Annotated in this window: 18 protein-coding genes and 1 other annotated feature; of the genes, 7 read left to right on the top strand and 11 right to left on the bottom strand. The window is 64.6% G+C overall.

All coding sequences use genetic code 11. The annotated features are described in order from the left end of the window. Positions 1-42: 42 nt before the first annotated feature. From ileS to I2C21_RS06105, 10 genes are all read right to left on the bottom strand, one after another. The gene (gene ileS, locus I2C21_RS06150; RefSeq protein ID WP_195278802.1) at positions 43-2838 is read right to left on the bottom strand and encodes an isoleucine--tRNA ligase; all 2796 of its coding nucleotides are present in this window, start codon (positions 2836-2838) and stop codon (positions 43-45) included. A 91-nt stretch (positions 2839-2929) separates the two neighbouring features. Next, positions 2930-3175 (bottom strand) — a binding site (T-box leader). A 52-nt stretch (positions 3176-3227) separates the two neighbouring features. Beyond that, positions 3228-3992, bottom strand: coding sequence for a DivIVA domain-containing protein (locus tag I2C21_RS06145; protein WP_193535783.1), 765 nt, complete (start codon positions 3990-3992; stop codon positions 3228-3230). 72 nt (positions 3993-4064) lie between these two features. Then, positions 4065-4538, bottom strand: a complete 474-nt coding sequence (locus tag I2C21_RS06140) for a cell division protein SepF (RefSeq protein WP_101692442.1) — start codon at positions 4536-4538, stop codon at positions 4065-4067. 83 nt (positions 4539-4621) lie between these two features. Further along, positions 4622-5332 (bottom strand): YggS family pyridoxal phosphate-dependent enzyme, encoded by a 711-nt coding sequence (locus I2C21_RS06135; RefSeq protein ID WP_195278801.1) that lies wholly within the window; start codon positions 5330-5332, stop codon positions 4622-4624. A 35-nt stretch (positions 5333-5367) separates the two neighbouring features. Next, entirely contained in the window at positions 5368-6660 is a 1293-nt protein-coding gene (locus I2C21_RS06130) for a biotin/lipoyl attachment domain-containing protein (RefSeq protein ID WP_101692444.1), read from the bottom strand. A 44-nt stretch (positions 6661-6704) separates the two neighbouring features. Next, positions 6705-6956: an RNA chaperone Hfq gene (gene hfq, locus I2C21_RS06125; RefSeq protein WP_101692445.1), complete on the bottom strand. Its 252-nt coding sequence runs from the start codon at positions 6954-6956 to the stop codon at positions 6705-6707. Between the two features lie 129 nt (positions 6957-7085). Next, positions 7086-9137: a DNA mismatch repair endonuclease MutL gene (gene mutL / locus I2C21_RS06120; RefSeq protein ID WP_195278800.1), complete on the bottom strand. Its 2052-nt coding sequence runs from the start codon at positions 9135-9137 to the stop codon at positions 7086-7088. Between the two features lie 46 nt (positions 9138-9183). Continuing rightward, positions 9184-9882: a CPBP family intramembrane glutamic endopeptidase gene (locus I2C21_RS06115; protein WP_195278799.1), complete on the bottom strand. Its 699-nt coding sequence runs from the start codon at positions 9880-9882 to the stop codon at positions 9184-9186. A 38-nt stretch (positions 9883-9920) separates the two neighbouring features. After that, a complete protein-coding gene (gene mutS / locus I2C21_RS06110; protein WP_195278798.1) occupies positions 9921-12518 on the bottom strand; it encodes a DNA mismatch repair protein MutS in 2598 nt (865 codons plus the stop codon). A 149-nt stretch (positions 12519-12667) separates the two neighbouring features. Continuing rightward, a complete protein-coding gene (locus I2C21_RS06105; protein WP_186963173.1) occupies positions 12668-12877 on the bottom strand; it encodes a helix-turn-helix domain-containing protein in 210 nt (69 codons plus the stop codon). A gap of 91 nt (positions 12878-12968) precedes the next feature. On the opposite strand from I2C21_RS06105, the gene I2C21_RS06100 reads away from it, so the two are divergent. Continuing rightward, complete coding sequence (locus I2C21_RS06100; RefSeq protein ID WP_186963174.1) at positions 12969-13235, top strand: hypothetical protein; 267 nt, start codon at positions 12969-12971, stop codon at positions 13233-13235. Here I2C21_RS06100 and miaB read toward each other — a convergent pair. Continuing rightward, positions 13215-14618 carry a tRNA (N6-isopentenyl adenosine(37)-C2)-methylthiotransferase MiaB gene (gene miaB, locus I2C21_RS06095; RefSeq protein WP_243207910.1) on the bottom strand — a complete coding sequence of 468 codons (1404 nt, stop codon included), beginning with the start codon at positions 14616-14618 and terminating at the stop codon, positions 13215-13217. The two genes, I2C21_RS06100 and miaB, sit on opposite strands and share 21 nt — an antisense overlap. Positions 14619-14808: 190 nt before the next feature. Between miaB and I2C21_RS06090 the strand changes: the two genes are divergently transcribed. The 6 genes from I2C21_RS06090 to I2C21_RS06065 are packed head-to-tail and all read left to right on the top strand — an operon-like array spanning position 14809 to position 20362. After that, a complete protein-coding gene (locus tag I2C21_RS06090; protein ID WP_193535769.1) occupies positions 14809-15876 on the top strand; it encodes an alanine racemase in 1068 nt (355 codons plus the stop codon). Positions 15877-15906: 30 nt separating this feature from the next. After that, positions 15907-16350 carry a D-aminoacyl-tRNA deacylase gene (gene dtd / locus I2C21_RS06085; RefSeq protein ID WP_195278797.1) on the top strand — a complete coding sequence of 148 codons (444 nt, stop codon included), beginning with the start codon at positions 15907-15909 and terminating at the stop codon, positions 16348-16350. 26 nt (positions 16351-16376) lie between these two features. After that, positions 16377-16988 (top strand): MBL fold metallo-hydrolase, encoded by a 612-nt coding sequence (locus tag I2C21_RS06080; RefSeq protein WP_195278796.1) that lies wholly within the window; start codon positions 16377-16379, stop codon positions 16986-16988. Positions 16989-17027: 39 nt separating this feature from the next. Then, the gene (hemZ, locus tag I2C21_RS06075) at positions 17028-18524 is read left to right on the top strand and encodes a coproporphyrinogen dehydrogenase HemZ (RefSeq protein ID WP_195278795.1); all 1497 of its coding nucleotides are present in this window, start codon (positions 17028-17030) and stop codon (positions 18522-18524) included. A 21-nt stretch (positions 18525-18545) separates the two neighbouring features. Then, positions 18546-19493 (top strand): uridine kinase family protein, encoded by a 948-nt coding sequence (locus tag I2C21_RS06070; RefSeq protein ID WP_193535761.1) that lies wholly within the window; start codon positions 18546-18548, stop codon positions 19491-19493. Positions 19494-19537: 44 nt separating this feature from the next. Further along, positions 19538-20362 carry an Mrp/NBP35 family ATP-binding protein gene (locus I2C21_RS06065; RefSeq protein WP_195278794.1) on the top strand — a complete coding sequence of 275 codons (825 nt, stop codon included), beginning with the start codon at positions 19538-19540 and terminating at the stop codon, positions 20360-20362. Positions 20363-20407: the final 45 nt, after the last annotated feature.

Here is a 20407-nt window from a genome sequence, read left to right as displayed (position 1 = left end):
CCGGGAGCGGGCTTTTTATAAAATCGGATTTTAAGGGGCAGATTAACCCTCCACCACGGCGGCGCAGCGGTCGCACAGCTCGGCGTGGTGACCCTCGGTCCCGATGGAATCGCAGTGGTTCCAGCAGCGGGGGCACTTGGGGGCTTCAGAGAGCTTCACGGCGATGGTGCAGGGGATGAGGGACTCCTCGTTCCGCTCGCCCTCCACCGCCTCGGTGGTAACGATGACCTTGGACACGATGCACAGGCTGGCCAGGTCCACGCCGGCCAGGAAAGCGGCGTCCGCCTCAGACACGGAGAGGGTGATCTCGGTGTCCTGGGCCTTCTTAAACACGCCGGCATTGCGGGCGTTCTCCAGGGCCTTGTTCACGGCGTCGCGCAGGCTGACCAGCTTCTCCCAGCGGGCCTTGGCGGCCTCGTCCAGGGCATAGGCGGCGTTGTCGCCGGGCATCTCGTTGAAGAGAACGCTCTCGCCGTCCACGTCCTTGGCGTGCTTCATGGCGTGCCAGATCTCGTCGGAGGTGAAGGCCAAGATGGGGGCGATGAGCCGGGTCATGCCGTCCAGGATGCTGTACAGGGCGGTCTGGGCGGAGCGGCGCTCGGCCTCATTGCCGCAGTAGAGGCGGTCCTTGATGATGTCCAGATAGAAGTTGGACATATCCACAACGCAGAAGTTGTAGACGGCGCGGTAGACAGCGTGGAACTCATAGCGGTCGTAGGCGGCACGCACGGTCTTGACCAGCTCGTTGAAGCGGTACAGCGCGTAGCGGTCCAGCTCCATCAGGTTCTCCACGGCCACGGCATCGGTGTCGGGCTCGAAGTCGCAGAGGTTGCCCAGCATGTAGCGGGCGGTGTTGCGGATCTTCAGGTAGGCCTGGGAGAGCTGCTTCATGATGTCCTTGGAGATGCGCATGTCCTGGGTGTAGTCGGCGCTGGCCACCCACAGGCGGAGCATGTCCGCACCGTAGTCCTTGATGACCTCCTCAGGGGCCACGGCGTTGCCCAGGGACTTGTGCATGGCTCTGCCCTCGCCGTCCACGGTCCAGCCGTGGGTGATGATCTGCTTGTAGGGAGCCACGCCCTTGGCGGCGATGGAGGTCAGCATGGAGGACTGGAACCAGCCGCGGTACTGATCGCCGCCCTCCAGGTAGACGTCGGCGGGGAAGTGGAGGTAGGGGCGCTCATCCAGCACGGCGGCGTGGGTGGAGCCGGAGTCGAACCACACGTCCATGATGTCGCTCTCCTTGGAGAAATGGGTCTTGCCGCACTTGGGGCAGACAAATCCCTCGGGCACCAGCTCGTCGGCGGTCTTGTCAAACCAGATGTTGGAGCCGTGCTCCCGGAAGAGAGCGGAGATGTGGGCGATGGTCTCGGGGGTGACGATGTCGGCGCCGCACTCATCGCAGTAGAAGATGGGGATGGGCACGCCCCACACGCGCTGGCGGCTGATGCACCAGTCGTTGCGCTCGGTGATCATGCTGGTCATGCGGTCCTTGCCCCAGTCGGGCTTCCACTGGATGGAGTCGCAGGCCTGGACGGCGGCGTCCTTGATGGCGTCCACGGAACAGAACCACTGCTCGGTGGCACGGTAGATGATGGGGTTCTTGCAGCGCCAGCAGTGGGGATAGGAGTGGGTGATGTTCTCCTTGGCGACCAGGAAGCCCTCCTTCTCCAGGTCCTCCACCACCATGTCGTTGCCCTTGGCGTAGAACTGGCCGTTGTAGCGCTCGTCGGTCATGACGCCCTTGGCGTTGACGGGAACGGGCACGCCGATGTGGGTGAGGCCGGCCTTGTCGTACTGCTGGCAGATCTGGAAGTCTTCGGCGCCGAAGCCGGGGGCGGTGTGGACGCAGCCGGAGCCGGCGTCCAGGGTGACGTGCTCACCGTTGAGGATGACGCTCTCCCGGTCGAAGAGGGGATGCTTGGCGGTCATCAGCTCAAACTCGCTGCCCTTCAGGGTCGCCAGGACCTGGCAGGCCTCAAAGTCGATGTGGGCGGCCTTGCAGACGCTCTCGGCCAGATCCTTGGCCAGGACGTACACGTCCCCGCCCGGCACCTGGAGGAGGACATAGTCAAACTCGGCATTCAGGCAGATGGCGAAGTTGCCGGGGATGGTCCAGGGGGTGGTGGTCCAGATCACGAAGTAGACCTTGGAGAGGTCGGCGTACTGGCCCAGCTTGCCCTTGTCGTCCTGGACGGGGAATTTTACGAAGATGGTGGTACAGGGATCGTCGGCGTACTCGATCTCGGCCTCGGCCAGAGCGGTCTGGTCGGCGGGGCACCAGTAGACCGGCTTCATGCCCTTGTAGATGTAGCCCTTCTCGGCCATCTTACCGAAGATCTCCACCTGCTTGGCCTCAAACTCGGGCTTGAGGGTCAGGTAGGGATTCTCCCACTCGCCCAGCACGCCCAGGCGCTTGAACTGCTCCCGCTGCTTGTCCACGAAGTCCAGGGCGTACTCCTTGCACTTCTCCCGGAACTCGGAGGTGGTGAGCTCATCCCGCTTGATCTTCTTGTTCTTGAGGATGGCAGACTCGATGGGCAGACCGTGGGTGTCCCAGCCGGGCACATAGGGGGCGCAGTAGCCGGTCATGTTGCGGTGCTTGACGATGATGTCCTTGAGGATCTTGTTGAGGGCGGTGCCGATGTGGATGTTGCCGTTGGCGTAGGGAGGGCCGTCGTGGAGCACGAAGGTGGGCTTGCCCTCGTTCTTCTTCATCAGCTTGTGGTAGAGGTCGTGGTCATACATCTCCTGGAGCATGTCCGGCTCCCGCTTGGGCAGGCCCGCCCGCATGGGGAAGTCGGTCTGGGGCAGGTGAACGGTCTGGTTGTAATCCATGGGTTGGTTCTCCTTTTATACTCAGATTTGATTGGTCAGTTCTCTCCCGGGCGGTCCGCAGACAGCAAAAAACGCCTTTGTCTCCTGAACTTCAAGAGACAAAGGCGTTTTGAACCTCTGCGGTACCACTCTTCTTGCCGCGCAATGCGGCCCCTCGGTCCCACGGGCGCAATACCCCCATGGGCGGGCGGATAACGGCCGCCGGCCGTCCCCGCTTACTGTCCTTCAGCGGGCCGCTCCGAGGTGATCTTCCCGCCGTACCGCTCTCCGCCTTGCACCAAACGGCGGCTCTCTGGGCAGCAAATACGGCGCTACTGGTCCTCATCTGCGCGTTTTTCCTATAAAGCGTTACTATCTTATCCGCTTTTCCCGGTTCTGTCAAGAGGGGCTCACTTGATTTCGTAGTCCTTGCCGAACTGGAGATTGGAAAAGTCGATGCGCCGGGTGGGGGCGGTGTCGTCCTCCTCGCTCTCGCTGGGGGCGGGCGCGGGGGTCTCGATGGGCTGACGGATGGGGCGCTTGTGGCGCTCCCCCTCGGCGGGGTTCATGTTCAGCTCCATGAGCTCGGCGTACAGGCCGCCGTCCTGCTTGTCCTCCACGGGCACCTCGATGGTGATCTTCTCCTCCTCGCGGACGGATTCCTCCACCGCGTGCTCGATGGCCTGGGCGGTCTCGCTCACCGGGTCGGCCTTGGGTGCGGCGGCCGTGAGCTTGCTCAGTCCGTTGAGGTAGTCCATCTCGTGCTGGTAGAGCTCCTTGAGCTTGCCCACATACTCGGCGGTGGCCTGGCGGGCGGCGCTCAGCCGGGCCTCCTCATTGGCCAGCTCCTGCTGGAGCTGGATGCGGCGGACCTTGGCGTCGGCCTCCACATTCTGGAGCAGCTCGTTCTTCTTGGCCTCGGCCTCGGCCACCATCTCATCGGCCATCCGCTGGGCGGTGAGCAAGGCCTTGCGCATGGCGTCCTCGGTGGAGCGGTATTCCTCCACCTTTTCCACCAGGACCTTCATCTTGCTCTTGAGCACGGCGTTTTCCTTATAGAGCGCGGTATAGTCCTCGGTGAGCACGTCCAGGAACTCGTCCACCATGGCCATGTTGTAACCTCCGAACGAAGCCTTGGCAAAGGCGTGCTCGGAGACTTCCTGAGGCGTCATCATAATTCCAATACCCCATTTCTCTTATTGCTTCTCTACATGTTCCGGGGCTGCCCCCGGCGGCCCGCTCTCCGCTTAGAAGTAGAGGCCGTTGTTTTCCAGCTCGTCGATCAGATCGCCCAGAATATCCACATTGTACGGGGTGATGATGTAGGTGGACAGGGCGACCTTCTTGATCTTGCCCTCGTTGGCGTAGGCCACGCCGGAGAGGAAGTCCAGCAGGCGCCGGGCAATCTCCTTGTTGGTCTGCTCCAGATTGAGCACCACCGTGCGCTTCTCCCGCAGGTGGTCGGCGATCTCGGCGGCATTCTCAAACCGGTCGGGCTTGACCAGCACCACCTGGAGCTGGGTGGTGGTGTGGATGTTGACCACCTTGTTGCTGCGCCGCTCGGGCTCCAGGTTGAACGAGGCGCTCTCCTTCTTGGGGGCGGACTTGCGCTCGCTGAAGTCGTTCCGGCTGGTATCTTCAAAGTCGTCCTCGTAGCCGTCCATGTCCTCTTCATCCTCATAGGGACGGGCCAGACGCTTCAAATCATCGATAAATCCCATGTTTGTTCCCTCCTGCATGGCAATACGTTGGGGCTATCCGGACCGCGGACCGGTCCGGCAGGAGGCCTGTGCCTCCATCCGGTTTACCCGGGCTGTCCCATGGGCGGCCGGGGCCCGAAGAGGGCCGTCCCCACCCGGACCAGCGTGGCGCCTTCCCGCACCGCGTCCTCATAGTCGCGGCTCATACCCATGGAAAGGCAGTCGATAACAGATTTATTATCGTCCATTTTTTCCTTTATGTCAACAAAAAGCTGGCGCATTTGGGCAAAAAACGGGCGGTTTTCCCCCTCATTCTGTGCCACAGGCGGAATGGCCATCAGCCCACGCAGGCGCACATGGGGCAGCTCGGCCGCCCGGGCGGCCAGAACGGGCAGCTCTGCCACACTCACGCCGCTCTTGCTCTCCTCGCCGCCCACGTTGACCTCCAGCAAAATATCCTGCACCACGCCCACCTTGGCGGCCTGCTGCTCGATGGCCTCCAGCAGGCGCTGGGAGCCCACCGACTCGATGAGGTCCACACGGCCCACCACAAACTTGACCTTGTTGGTCTGGAGATGGCCGATGAAGTGGAGCTTGGCCCCCTCATAGGCGTTGTCAGCCAGGTGGGCGGTCATCTCCTGCACCCGGTTCTCTCCGCACACCTCCACGCCGGCGGCGATGGCCTCCCGGATGGTCTCGGAGGTCTGGACCTTGGTGGCAGCCACCAGGGTGATCTCACTCGGGTCCCGCCCTACCTCTCGGGCCGCGGCGGCAATGTTCTCCTCTACCTGCCGGATCTTTTCTGCCAATGACATCACAAGCACCTCTGTTTCTCTCTGGTTTGAACGGATCAGCGCACTACTTTTCCGTCAAACAGGTCTTTTCCTGTCACAATGATCTCATCTCCGGAGCGCAGGGCCTTCTTATCGGTCCCCGGTACGCCGGTGGTCACCGGCGTCACCACGCAGTAGCCCTCCCGCTGGTCCACCACGGTCACTTCCTTGAACTCGGCCTGTACGCCGACGATGGCATAGACGCCGGTGACCTGGCGCACCGTGGTCTCTCCGGTCTCCTCATTGGTCTCGCTGCGCTCCTCCGTACGGATGGCCTGGGTGGGCACCCGGATGCCGCTCTTGCTGCGGAACACCAGGTCCACCGTCTGCTTGCGCAGCAGGGTAGTGTCCGCCAGGAAGCGGTCGGTGGAGAGGATCACGGTCATCCGTCCGCCCTGGGGCGGACCGAGGCGCTCCACCTCCATGTCCACCGAGCCCGACCAGTCCCGGGAAAAGCGGACGGTGATGTCCTTCCCCTCGGTCAGGTTGGCGGCCTCCTCCTCCGAGAGGGCGCAGACAAAATACCAGGTGGAGCTGGTGATGAGCTTTCCCACCGCAGTGGTGTCCTGCTGGGGCGTCTGGGCGCTCAGCTTGTCCAGATCTGCAGGAGTCAGGTTTTCCAGTCCGTCCGGGGTCAGGAGGGTCTCAAAACCGTCCACCATGCCGGAGAAGGTCCCCGACTGGCTGACCGTGACGCGGGTGGTGTCCTGACTGGACTGGGACTGAAGGGCGCTGATCTGGGCATTGAGCTCCTGGATGCGGTTTTGCATCTCGGCTACGGTGGTGCCCCCCTCTTCCTCCGTGCCGAAGGCGTCGGCCCGCTGGTAGATCAGGCTCTTGAGCTCCAGCGTCTGGTCCTCCAGGCGGGTAAAGTCCTCGGAGGCCACCGAGGAGCGCAGGGTGGTGATGGCATCGATGATCTCCCCGCTCAGCCGGGCGTTGTCCCCGGCGTCGGCGCTCTGGGTCAGGGCGTACTGGAGCTGATCCCGCTCATTTTCCAGCGCCAGCAGGGTATTGCGCCGCTCGGCAGCCTCGGCGCTGCCGTAGAGCACCGCCACAGTCTGCCCCCGTGCCACCTTTTCTCCCTCGTTGAAAAGCTGGTCCACCACGGCTCCGTTCCCCTGGATGACCTGCTCCTCCCGCACCAGGAAGCCGGTGGCCTCCATGGCGTCGTCCACCGTGCAGGCATAGGCCGTGGCGGTGGTAAAGGGATCGTTCATGCTGTCCCAGACATATACGCCCAGGTAGATGAGCAGGGCCGCAAAGAGCACCAGCATCAGGATTCGGTTGAGGAGGGGTCCCTGTTTCATGTCGTTCCTTTCTTCCCGCGCCGGAAGCCCGCCCGCTCAGGATCTTATCCCTCCGGCTCCTCCGCGGAGAGGGGCGTGGGGCGCAGATCCACCGGACGTTCCGGGATAATGGTGGAAATGGCGTGTTTATAGATGATCTGCTGCTTGCCCTCGCTGTGGACCACCACCACAAAGGCGTCAAACCCGGCGATCTGTCCCCGGATCTGATAGCCGTTCATGAGGAATACCGTCACATTGGCGCGGGTGCTCCGGGCCCGGAGCAGAAACAGTTCCTGAAGATTGTTGGTCTTTTGCATCACAGTGCACTCCTTTTCTTTCTAGGGCCTGTCCTAAGACGGCCGTCGGAATGCCACTATAATACCCAATTATTGGAAGTCTCGCCTGCGAAATCGGTCGACCGGGGGAGACTTTTTGTTCCCGGTCCCTCAGGCCCGCTTGAACTGCTTTTCCAGTTGGCCCCGGGTGAGCTCAATGGCCACCGGGCGCCCGTGGGGGCAGTATTTCACCGCTCCGCTCAGGACGGCTTTGGCCACCCGCTCCAGCTCGTGGGGATCGTTCTTCTGCCCGCCCTTGATGGCGGCCTTGCAGGCCATGGTGTGCATCACACCGTCCCGGGCGGCGGCCGGGTCGGCCCGCCCGGTGGAAAGCAGCCTGCCCGCCAGCTCGGAGAGGGTGGATTCAATGTCTCCGGCGTCCACATAGTCGGGACACTGACGCACGATGAGTCCGCCGCCGCCGAAATCCTCCACCTCAAAGCCGAAGTCGGCTAGGAGCTGCTGGTTCTGGAGCAGCACCGCGCCCTCCTCGGCAGGGGGCGTAAAGACCACAGGCGTCAGCAGCATCTGGCACATGGGCGTATAGCCCGCCGCCTTGAGCCGGTCAAAGTGCATCCGCTCATGGGCGGCGTGTTTGTCGATGAGCAGCACCCGCTCCCCCTGTTCCACGATGATATAGGTGTGGAAGATCTCCCCGGCCAGCCGCCAGGGCTCCGGCTCGGGCTCCTCCGCCACAGGGGGGAGGACCTCCGGCGCGGCGGGCGCGGTTTCGGCTTTGGCCTCCGGCTCCGGATGGGTCGGAGGCGGGGAAACCGGCCGTTCATCCGTAGAGGAGGGTTCCTCCCGCTCCGGGACCGCGGGCGCCGGGCGGGGGCTGGGGGACGCGGGGGCGGTGCGCGCCTCCGGTTCTGTCCGGGCCACGGGGGCGGATGCCGGTTTCGCCGGGGTGCTGACCGGGGCCGGGGCGGCCGGGGTGCGGGGCGCCGTGTAATCGTGCAGGGGCAGACGCTCCCCCGGCAGGGGGGCGGTGCGGATCCGCTCCAGGGCCGAGAGGCCCGGCCGGACCGGGTGCCGGCGCTCCGGAGCGCCCTCCGCCGCGCCCTGGCTCGTCAGGGCGCGATACTGCTGGGCCGTCATGGTCTGGAACCTGGTCTGGTTGGGGGTGACGCTGTCGTGGGCCCGGGGCCGCTCCAGCACGGCGGTGGGGCGGGTCTGATCCTGCTCCAGGGCGGCCCGCACGGCGTAGTACACCGCGTCAAAGACCTTGCGCTCGCTGCCGAACTTGACCTCCTGCTTGGTGGGGTGGACGTTCACGTCCACCGCGTTCAGCTTGGTGGTCAGGTGGAGGACACACCCCGGGAACTTGCCCACCATCTTCTGGTTGGCATAGGCCTCCTCCAGGGCGGCCATCATGGTGCGGGACTTCACATAGCGTCCGTTGACAAAGAAGTGCTGGTATCCCCGGGTGCCCCGGCAGCAGGTGGGGAGGGAGGTGAAGCCGTTCACCGTCATCTCCTCCCCAGAGCCGGTGACGCTCCGCAGGCCCAGGGCCATCTCCCGTCCCAGGACGGCGTAGACCGCGCTCTTGAGCTGTCCGTCGCCGGGGGTGAGGAGCTCCTGCCGGCCGTCCCGCAGGAAGCGGATGCTCACCTCCGGGTGGGAGAGGGCCTGCCGCTGCACGGCGGCAAAGACGGCCGCCCCCTCCGCCGAGTCCTTTTTCATGAATTTCAGCCGGGCGGGGGTGTTGTAGAAGAGGTCGCGCACCACCATCGTGGTGCCCTGGGGACAGCCGGCCTCCTCCCGGGAGACCACCACGCCCCCTTCCAGCTCTACGGAAACCCCTACGCTCTCCTCCGCCGTCCGGGTGAGCAGGTCCACCCGGGAGACCGCCGCGATGGCGGCCAGAGCCTCCCCCCGGAAACCCAGGGTGCCGATGGCCTCCAGGTCGTATTCACTCCGGATCTTGCTGGTGGCATGGCGCAGGAAAGCGGTCTCGGCCTCCTCCGCGGCGATGCCGCAGCCGTTGTCCGTCACCCGGATGAGGGTCATGCCGCCGTGCTGGATCTCCACCGTGACGGCAGTGGCCCCGGCGTCGATGGCGTTTTCCACCAGTTCCTTGACCACCGAGGCCGGCCGCTCCACCACCTCGCCGGCGGCGATGAGGTCGGCCACATGGGGGTCCAGAGGTTGGATATGAGGCATAGGGATTCACCAGACTTTCTGAATGAGAGATAAGGCGGACAGGTGCTCAGCCCGCCACGATGCGCAGCAGAGTCAGTCCGTTGATGGCCATGTGCAGCAGCACCGCGCTCCACAGGGAGCCGCCCCGCTCATAGCACCAGGCCAGAAGGGCCCCCGCAGGCAGGTACTGCACCGCCAGGAGCAGATAGCGCAGGTCCATCCTTCCGTAGGAGAACACAAACTGCCACACGCAGTACAGGGCGAAGAGCCCCATCGAGAGCAGGTAGGCCGCTCCCCGGCTGTACCGCCGGACGCCCCCGAAGAGCAGTCCCCGGAAGAGCAGCTCCTCCACGATGGGCATGAGGACCACCACGATCATTCCGGTGGCGCCGGGGGAGAGGAGATACTCCAGGGCATAGCCGCTCTCGTTTGGGTTGCGTACGGGCAGGGGGATCTGCCGGACCAGAACATCCAGCGCGATCCAGGCCACCAGAGCGGCGGCTATGGACTTCAGATTCTTGCCCGGACAGGAGAACAGACGGTCCAGGTTCCGCTTCCACAGGCCGGAAAAGAGTACAAAGCCCAGCAGCACAGAAATGAGATAGTAGACCACGTTGGACTCCGCCACCGGGAGCTCCTCCCAGGCATTGCGCTGCACCCAGGCCATCAGGAAGGGGAAGAGGGCCACATAGAGGACCGACAGCGCCCCGCCCCGGAGCCATTCCCCCGGGCTGAGCTTCTCCTGCCAGATGGGGATTGGATTCATCTGTCATCCCTCCTTTTGCCGGGACCGCCCTCCGGCGGTCAGAGTTTCTGCTTGAGTTCGTAGATCAGATTCATGGCCTCGATGGGGGTGAGGGTGTTCACATCCACCCGGCGCAGCCGCTCGGCCACCTCCCCGGCCCCCAGGTCCAGGAGGCTCATCTGGCTCTCCCCGGACGGAGCCGGTGCGGCAGGGGCAGACACGCCGCCCTGTTCCAGCTCGCTGAGGATCTCCCGGGCCCGGCGGATGACCCGGTCGGGGACCCCCGCCAGCTTGGCCACCTCGATGCCATAGCTCTGGTCAGCGCCGCCCCGGACGATCTTGCGCAGGAAGAGGATATCGTCCTTCTTCTTTTTGGCGGCGATGTTATAGTTCTTCACCCCGGGGATCTGCCCCTCCAGCACCGTGATCTCGTGATAGTGGGTGGCAAAGAGGGTCTTGGCCCCCAGCCGCTTGCGGTCGGCGCAGTACTCCAGCACCGCCCGGGCGATGGACATGCCGTCATAGGTGCTGGTGCCCCGGCCGATCTCGTCCAGGATGAGAAGGCTCTTGCTGGTGGCGTTTTTCAGGAGCTCGGCCACCTCGCTCATCTCCACCATGAAGGTGGACTGGCCCGCGCTCAGATCGTCGCTGGCCCCGATGCGGGTAAAGACCCGGTCCACGATGCCGATGCGGGCGTACCGGGCGGGTACGAAGGAGCCCATCTGGGCCATGAGCACAATGAGTGCCACCTGCCGCATATAGGTGGATTTGCCCGCCATGTTGGGGCCGGTCAGGATGGCCACCGTGTTCTCGCCGGCGTCCATCCGGGTATCGTTGGGGACGAAGAGTCCCCCCTTGAGCATCTGCTCCACCACCGGATGGCGTCCCTCGGTGATCTCAATCACGTCGGAGAGGTCCACCTCCGGCCGGCAATAGCCCCGGTCGGCGGCCACGGCCGCAAAGGAGGTGAGCACATCCACCTGGGCCACGGCGGCGGCCGAACGCTGGATGTCTCCCACCCGCCGAGCGGTCTCCTCCCGGATGGCACAGAAGAGCTCGTGCTCCAGGGCGGTGATCCGGTCCTGGGCCGTGAGGATGGAGTGCTCCAGATCCTTGAGCTCCTGGGTGATGTACCGCTCGCAGTTGACCAGGGTCTGCTTGCGGATATAGGTCTCGGGCACCTGATCGTAGTAGGACTTGGAGACCTCGATATAGTAGCCGAACACCTTGTTGTAGCCCACCTTCAGGCTCTTGATGCCGGTGCGCTCCTTCTCCCGGGCCTCCACAGCGGCCACCATGTCCTTGCCGTGGACCAGGATGTCCCGCAGGCGGTCCACCTCCGGGTCGTAGCCGTCCCGGATGAAGCCGCCCTCCCGGACCGAGAAGGGGGGATCGTCCTGGATGCCCCGGCCGATGAGCTCCCGCAGGTCGGAGAGGTCGTCCAGCTCCTCCCGCAGGGACTGGAGCAGGGGAGAGGACAGCCCCTCCAGCAGCTCCCGCAGATGGGGGAGCCTGCCCAGGCCGCCCGAGAGGGCCACCAGATCCCGTCCGCCGGCGGTGCCGTAGACGATGCGCCCGATGAGCCGCTCCAGATCGGTGATCTCCCGCAGGCAGAGGATGATCTCCTCCCGGGCAATGGGGTCGTTCACCAGGGCCTCCACCGCGCCCAGGCGACGGTGGATGGCGGCGGGAGAGAGGAGGGGCCGCTCCATCCACGTGCGGATGAGGCGGCGGCCCATGGCGGTGCGGGTCTTGTCCAGCACCCAGAGGAGGGAGCCCTTCTTCTCCTTGGCGCGCAGGGTCTCGGTGAGCTCCAGGTTCCGCCGGGCGGTGAGATCCAGCTCCATGAACTGCCCGGAGGTGAAGTAGGTGAGGGTGGAGAGGTGGGAGAGGTCGGTCTTCTGGGTCTCATAGAGGTAGGAGAGCAATCCTCCCACCGCCTGGACCGCGTGGCTGTCCCCCTCAGGCAGGGCGCTCACCCCGCTCTGGAACTGCTTTTTCACGGCGGCCCCAGCTGTTTCGGGACGGTAGCGCTCCTCCCCGCCGTTCTCACAGCGGCACTCCAGCTTGTCCCGCAGGAAGGCCCCCAGGGCCTCGTTCCGGCTGGCCCCCTCGGAGAGGAGGGCCTCCCGGGGTGAGAAGCGGCCCAGCTCGTTCTGGAGGTGCTCCAGGGCATCCCCGCCGTGGAAGGAGGTCACTGAGATCTCTCCGGTGGAGATGTCACAGAAGCACAGCCCGGCCCCCCGCTCGTCCAGATAGATGGAACAGATGAAGTTGTTGCGCCCCTCGTCCAGCATGGAGGAGGCGATGACCGTGCCCGGGGTGATGATGCGGATGATGTCCCGGTCCACCAGCCCCTTGGCGGTGGCCGGGTCCTCCATCTGCTCACAGATGGCCACCTTATACCCCTTGGCGATGAGCCGGGCGATGTAGGCGTCCGCGCTGTGGTAGGGCACGCCGCACATGGGGGTGCGCTCTCCCTCCGGCTTGCTCCGGTCCCGGCTGGTGAGGGTCAGCTCCAGCTCCTTCGACACCAGCTTGGCGTCCTCATTGAACATCTCATAGAAGTCCCCCAGACGGAAAAAGAGGATACAGTCCGGGTGGTCCTCCTTCATGGCGATGTACTGGCGCATCATGGGGGTGGTGTCTGCTGGCATGGTCAAGGCTCCTTTTCTTCTGTGGTGTATCCCGGGTGCGGGGATGCAAGGGGGAGTCCAGAGGGGGATGCCCCCTCTGGGCTTTCTTTCCCACCGCTTTCTTTGCAAAGAAAGCGGTGCGCCCGCCGCGCAGGCGCGTTCTCAAAATCTTACGGCTCGTCCCGCAGGCCCAGCAGATAATCGGCGCTGACCTCAAAATACTGGGCCATACGGATGATCGTAGAAGCGGTAGGTTCCCGCTCGCCATATTCGTAGCGCTTATAGGCACTGTACGACAATTCCAGAATGTCTGCAAGTTCGTCTTGCTTTTTCTGGTGGAGCAGCCGCAGCTCCTTCAAACGTTCTGACAATACACTCATGCCGTGTTTCCTCTTGACAGCTCCATTTGGAGCTGATATGATTAGAACATCTCCAAACGGAGCTGTTATCTTAGGATGGGGGAATCCAACGATGCCCGACTTACTGGAATATCTCAGTCCCTATATTCAGGAGCAGGCGCAGCGGTTCCTCACGGACCCGGAGTACGAGCAGAACCGCGCCTACCGGGACTTTCACCTGGACTGGCTGCGCGCCCACCTGGGGCCGGAGGCCCTTGGCCATCTGGAGGACTTCTGCGGCCTCCAGGCCCTGGCCGGGGAGGCCAAACAGCATGCGCTCCTCCGCGCCGCCCTGGCCGCAGGCGTTCGTCTGGGGAGCTTAGGCCAGCTCGCCGAATAGGGACCACTTGTTGGCCCCGGTGATGGCCACGTCCACAAAGCTTCCGATGAGGGACTCCTCCCCGGTGAGGCGGACCAGCCGATTGCCCGGGGTGCGGGCGGTGAGGCCCTTCTCGTCCTTCCCATCCACCAGGCAGCGGACGGTCTTGCCGATGTAGGCCGCGTGCTTCTCCTCAGAGATCTGATCCTGCCGGTCCACCAGGCGCTGGAAGTTCCGAAGCTTCTCCTCCCGGGACATGGGGTCGGGCATGCTGGCCGCGGGGGTACCCACCCGGGGGGAGTAGATAAAGGTGAAGAGGGCGTCAAAGCGGACCTCCTCGATGAGGCTCAGGGTCTCCTCGAACTCCTCGGTGGTCTCCCCGGGGAAGCCCACGATCACGTCGGAGGTGATGACCACATCGGGGATCTGCTCCCGCAGGCGGCGGACCTTATCCAGGTATCCCGCCCGGTCGTACACCCGGTTCATGGCCTTGAGGATGCGGTCGCTCCCAGCCTGGAAGGGGAGGTGGAAGCAGGGGGCGATCTTCTCGGAAGAGGCCATGGTCTCAAAGAGCTTCTGAGAGGCGTCCTTGGGATGGCTGGTCATAAAGCGCAGCAGGAAGTCGCCGGGGATCCCGGCGGCTTCTTTCAGCAGATCGGCAAAGTCCATGGGCTCGTCCAGGTCTTTGCCGTAGGAGTTGACGTTCTGGCCCAGCAGGGTGATGTCCTTGTAGCCCTCGGCCACCAGGCCCCGGATCTCCTCCAGAATGACCTGGGGACGGCGGCTGCGTTCCCGGCCCCGGACATAGGGGACGATGCAGTAGGTGCAGAAGTTGTTGCACCCGTACATGATGGAGACCCAGGCCTTCACGCCGCCCTGACGCACCACCGGGATGCCCTCGGCGATGGAACCGGCCTCGTCGGTGTGCTCAAAGACCCGCTTTCCGGTGGCCCGGAAGCGCCACAGCAGCTCCGGGAAACGCCACAGGGCGTGGGGGCCGAAGAGGAGATCCACCTGGCGGTAGGACTCCCGCACCTTTTTGGCCACATGCTCCTCCTGGGCCATGCAGCCGCACAGGCAGATGATCTGGTTGGGGTTGGCCCGCTTGGTGTGGGTGAGGGCCCCCACGTTGCCCAGCACACGCTGCTCGGCGTGCTCTCGGATGGCGCAGGTGTTCACCAGCACCAGGTCGGCCTTGTGCTCGTCATCGGTAAAGCCGTAGCCCATCTCGCTCAGGTAGCCCCGCAGACGCTCGGAGTCGGCCTCGTTCTGCTGGCAGCCATAGGTGTCCACCATGGCCAGAGGGGTGTGGTCCATCTGGGCGTTCATGGCGTGGATCTTCATGCAGTAGTCCATCTGCACCGCGATCTGCTCGGCGGTGATCTGTGTCGTCTCTCGCTTCAAGTCGGTTCCTCCGCTTTCTGTTTGTCCAAAGGGTATTATCAAGAAATTGTACCACTTTTCCGGGCAAAACACAAGGTTTCCCTCCCGCTTCCGCCCTGCTTTTCATTGACGATAGATGGGGGAGGCGTTATAATGAAAGTTAACCTGTCCCCTGCGGGGGAACATGACCGAGACAAGCGAGGCGAGGGCTGTGAAAACACTGGTTTTGGAGAAAAAAGCCCTGAAACACAATATTGCCGTGGTGAAAGAGCGGGCGGGCAGCGCCGCCATCTACGGGGTCCTCACCGGGGACGGCGGCGGCGCGGGCACCGCGGAGCTGGCCCGCTTTCTCCGGGAGGAGGGCGTCCGCCGCTTTGCCGTGTCCGAGCCAGAGGAGGCCGAGGCCGTGCGCAAGGCCGGTCTGGTGGATGAGGAGATCCTCATGCTCCGGGCCACCACCGACCGGGAGGAGCTGGACCGCCTGCTGGACCTGAATGTGGTGTGCACCGTGGGCTCGGTGGACACCGGCCTCGCCCTCAACAGCGCGGCGGAGGCCCGCTCCACCGTGGCTGAGGCCCACATCCAGGTGGATACCGGTCTGGGCTTCGGCGGCTTCCTGGCCGGGGAGCCGGAGAAGATCGTGAACATCTACCGGAATCTGCCCAACGTGGCCCTCTCGGGCATCTATACCCAGGTCCACTCCATCCACGCCGACGGGCACAACGCCGCCGAGCAGCTCAAGCAGTTCCACCGGGTGGTGGAGGCGGTACACCAGGCCGGCTTTGAGACCGGGATCGTCCACGCCGCCGGTTCCTACGCCCTGATGCACTACGACTTTGCCCGGATGGACGCGGTGCGGGCCGGGTCGGTCCTGCTGGGCCGCTGCCGCCGCCGGCGGGGAGACGGCCTGCTCCGGGTGGGCTACGGCGAGGCCGGCATTGAGGAGACCCGCTGGGTCCCCAAGGACTACACTGTGGGCAACGAGTCCACCGTCCGTCTCCACCGCCCCACCCGGATCGCCGTGATCCCGGTGGGCTATCAGAACGGCTTTGGGGTCTCCCGGGGGCGGGATGCAGGGCTCCTGGCCACCCTGCGCCGCTGGTGGCGGGCCCGCCACATCACCGTGCGGGTCAACGGGCAGAAGGCCCGGGTCCTGGGCCGCATCGGCGCCATCGAGACCCTGGTGGACGTGACCGACCTCAAGTGCTCGGCCGGCGATCTGGTCTACTTTGACATCGACCCCATGTATGCCCGGGGCATGAAGCGGGAATACCGGTAGCTCCACACGATACAGATAAAGGATGATAGTATGCGCGCAGTTGTGACACGAGTGAAAAACGCCTCCGTCGAGATCGACGGCCGGGTCAACGGCTCCATCGATCAGGGCTTCCTGGTCCTGCTGGGTGTGGGCCCCAACGACACCGAGGCCCAGGCCATCAAGATGGCCGATAAGGTCTGCGGCCTGCGGGTCTTTGAGGACGAGAACGGCAAGATGAACCGCAATCTGGAGGCGGTGGGGGGAAGCCTTCTGGTGGTCTCCCAGTTTACCCTCTACGCCGACACCAAGAGCCGCCGTCCCGGCTTCACTGGGGCCGCCAAGCCCGACATCGCCGTCCCTCTCTACGAGAAGTTCATGGCCGAGTGCGAAGGCAGAGGGTTTCACGTGGAACATGGCGAATTCGGCGCCGATATGCAAGTGTTCTCTCAGAACGACGGCCCCGTCACCATTCTCTTTGACACCGACCACATGTAATACGATCTCTGACTGAGGTGATTTCCATGGTAATCAAGACCATTTTGCTCCCCGCCGTGTCCACCAACTGCTATCTGGTGGCCGATGAGGCCAGCAAGCGCTGCGCCATCGTCGATCCCGGCGACCCCGATCCCCGCATCCTGTCCACCGTCCGTGCGGAGGGGTGGGAGGTGCAGTGCATCCTCCTGACCCACGCCCACTACGACCACACCATGGGCGTGCCTGCTCTGCGGCAGGAGCTGCCCGGCGTGCCCGTCTACGTCCACCCCGGCGATGCGGAGATGCCCAAGCCCTTTTTCCGCATCGAGGAGATGGGGGAGCTGACCTTCTACCAGGACGGAGACCACGTGCAGGTGGGCGGGGTGGACCTGGAGGTCCTCCACACTCCCGGCCACACCCAGGGCTCGGTGGTCCTGCGGGTGGGGGACACCCTGCTCACCGGCGACACCCTCTTCAAGGGCTCCATGGGCCGCACCGACCTGCCCGGGGGAAGCTATGACGCGATGCGCGCCTCCCTCCGCCGCCTGGGCGGACTGGAAGGGGACCTGACCGTCCTGCCCGGCCACATGGACCCCTCCACGCTGGACCATGAGCGCAAATACAACTACTATCTGAAGGAGGCGATGAAGGAAGACTGACTCTGTTTCCCGGGAAACAAAGTCCCTTCCGTCCCTCTTATGCATCTGACCTTACAAGGACATGACTACCGATATGCCGCCGAGCAGATGATGCTCACCCTCTTTCCGGAGGAGCGGCCCGACTATACCCCCGCCCCCGAGGGGGCAAACGCAGTTCTCCTCACCCTTACCCCTCAGGGGGACACCCTGCACGCCCGGGCCGTCCTGCGCTGGCAGGGGAAGGAGACCGTGGGGGAGGACTCCGCCCCGGTCCCCGGTGGGGAAGATCCCCTGGTCCGGGACCGGGTGTGCCAGCGTATCCTGAAGCTGGCCTTCTACCGGGCCGGGGTGGCCGCCCTGGGCCACGAGCCCCCCTGGGGGGCCCTCACCGGCGTGCGCCCGGTCAAGATCCCCACCCGCGCCATGGAGCGGGGAGCCACGCCCCAAGAGGCCGAGCGGGAGCTGCGGGAGACCTACCGGGTCTCCCCGGGCCGGGCCTCCCTGGCCCTGGACTGCGCCCAGGCCAGCCTGCGGGCCAAGCAGAGCCTGCGGGAGGACGAGGTATCCCTCTACATCGGCATCCCCTTCTGTCCCACCCGGTGCGCCTACTGCTCCTTTGTCTCGGCCGACGTGGGCCGGACCCTCAAGCTCCTCTCGCCCTTTCTGGAGGTCCTCCTCCAGGAGGTGGACGCCACTGCGGAGGAGCTGCGCCGGGCCGGGTACGCCGTGCGCTCCCTCTACGTGGGGGGCGGCACCCCCACCACCCTGAGCGCCCCTCAGCTGGATCTGCTGCTGGGCCGGGTGGAGGAGCGCTTTGACCTCTCCCGCTGTACGGAATACACGGTGGAGGCGGGGCGGCCCGACACCATCACCGCGGAAAAGCTCGCCGTCCTGCGCCGCCGGGGGGTACAGCGGGTGTCGGTCAATCCTCAGACCATGCAGGACGCCGTCCTCGCCGCCATGGGCCGGGCCCACACCGCCGCCGACATCCTGCGCTCCTTTGAGCTGGTGCGCGCCTCGGGCATCCCCTGCGTGAACATGGACCTCATCGCCGGACTGCCCCAGGATACGCCGGAGGGCTTCCGCGCCTCCCTGGACCAGGTCCTGGCGCTGGACCCGGAGAACGTGACCGTCCACACTCTGGCCCTCAAGAAGGGCTCCCGCCTGATGGGGGACGGCACGGGGGAGAGCCCCGTTCTCCCCACGGCGGAGGATGTGGACGCCATGCTCTCCTACGCGTGGGAGACCCTGCGCGCCCACGGGCAGGTGCCCTACTACCTCTACCGTCAGAAATACATGTCCGGCTCCTTTGAAAATGTGGGCTGGGCCAAGCCGGGTTGGGAAAGTCTCTACAATATCTGCATGATGGAGGAGCTCCACACCATACTATCTCTTGGAGGGGGCGGCGTGACCAAGCTGGTCCACCCCCGCACCGGGCGCATCGAGCGCATCGCCAATCCGAAATATCCCCACGAGTACGTGGACAGTCTGGAAAAGCTTCTGCGCGGCAAACATCAGGCCGCCGACTTCCTGCTCCAACTGCGTCAGGGGGAGTGATCCCCCCGGAAAGGAGGCTTTATGGCCTATTCCCTCACGGAGATTCGGACGCGCACCCGACACGATCCCGCTGCCTTTCTGGCCGAGTGTGACGAGGCCTACCAGGAGCGCATCCGCCACGCGGCCGACGTCATCGTCCAGCGCATGGAGAAGAGCCCCATCGTGCTCCTCTCCGGCCCGTCGGGCTCCGGCAAGACCACCTCCGCCCTCAAGCTGGAGGAGGAGCTGGAGCGCCGGGGTGTGAACACCCACACGGTCTCGCTGGACAATTACTTTCACCCCCCCAGCCATCCCGCCGCGCCCCGCACCCCGGAGGGGGACATCGACTTTGAATCCCCCCAGCTGCTGGACATGGCCCTGCTGGACGAGACCTTCACCCGCCTCTCCCGGGGGGAAGAGGTCACCATCCCCCGGTTTGAGTTCTCCCGCCAGATGCGCAATGACGCCAAGGGCTGGCCCCTCCACCTCCGGGACAACGAGGTGGCCATCTTTGAGGGCATCCACGCGTTGAACGACGACATCGCCGGGCGCCATCCGGAGGCCACCGCCCTCTACGTCTCAGCCCGCTCCAACGTGCTGGAGGACGGGGCGGTCCGCTTCAAGGGCACCTGGATGCGCATTACCCGCCGGGCCGTGCGGGACTGCAACTTCCGGGGCACCGACCTCACCGACACCCTGTCCATGTGGCACAACGTCCGCCGGGGAGAGAAGCGGTATATTTCCCCCTACAAGGGCCGGGCCCACATCGTGGTGGACTCCTCGCTGCCCTATGAGGCGGCGGTCTTCGCCAATTACACCGCCCCGCTGGCCCAGGCTCTGGAGAGTCTGCCCCCCAGCAATCCCCGCTGGAAGGAGCTCCACGACCTGCTGGATGCCTTCCGGTGGTTTGAGCCCATCGACCCCGCGCTGGTCCCGCCCAGCTCCCTCATCCGGGAGTTTATCGGCGGCGGGACATACCGATACAAGTGATCCCCATTTACCTGGAGAAATACAAGAAAGAAGGAACATGACCCATGTCTGAATGCACCCACAACTGCTCCTCCTGCGGCGAGAGCTGCTCGGAGCGCACCAGTCCCCAGAGCTTCCAGGTCCCGTCCCATGAGCTCTCCCACGTCAAGAAGGTCATCGCCGTGGTCAGCGGAAAGGGCGGCGTCGGCAAGAGCCTGGTGACCTCCTCTCTGGCCTGCGCCATGGCCGGCCTGGGCAAGAAGGTCGGCATCCTGGACGCCGACATCACCGGCCCCTCCATTCCCAAGGCCTTCGGCATCCACACCCGGGCCGCGGGCAGCGAGCTGGGCATCTACCCCGAGACCTCCAAGAGCGGGGTGGAGGTGATGAGCCTCAACCTCCTCACCGAGAATGAGACCGACCCCGTCATCTGGCGCGGTCCGGTCATTGCCGGCACTGTCAAGCAGTTCTGGACCGATGTCATCTGGGGCGAGCTGGACTATCTCTTCGTGGATATGCCTCCCGGAACCGGTGACGTGCCCCTGACTGTGTTCCAGTCCCTGCCCGTGGACGGGATCATCATGGTCACCTCTCCTCAGGATCTGGTGAGCATGATCGTCACCAAGGCCGTCAAGATGGCCGAGATGATGCACATCCCCGTGCTGGGCCTGGTGGAGAACTACAGCTACTTCCAGTGCCCCGACTGCGGCAAGCAGCACGCCATCTTCGGCGAGAGCCACATCGACGCCGTGGCCACCGAGCACGGCCTGAAGGTGCTGGCCCGTCTGCCCATCGATCCCAAGCTGGCCGCCGCCTGCGACCAGGGCGAGATCGAGTCCTTCCAGCCCAACTACCTCTCCGAGGTGGCCGGGATGCTCACCCAGATGTAAGCCCCTCTTATTCAAGAAAAGCCGCGGCCCGCGATCGTATGATCG

The sequence above is a fragment of the Clostridium sp. J1101437_171009_A5 genome, from assembly GCF_015547905.1.
GTDB classification, from domain to species: Bacteria; Bacillota; Clostridia; order Oscillospirales; family Oscillospiraceae; genus Pseudoflavonifractor_A; species Pseudoflavonifractor_A gallinarum.
Note: the sequence above shows the minus strand (reverse complement) of the source record. Positions and strands in the feature narration are given on the sequence as shown.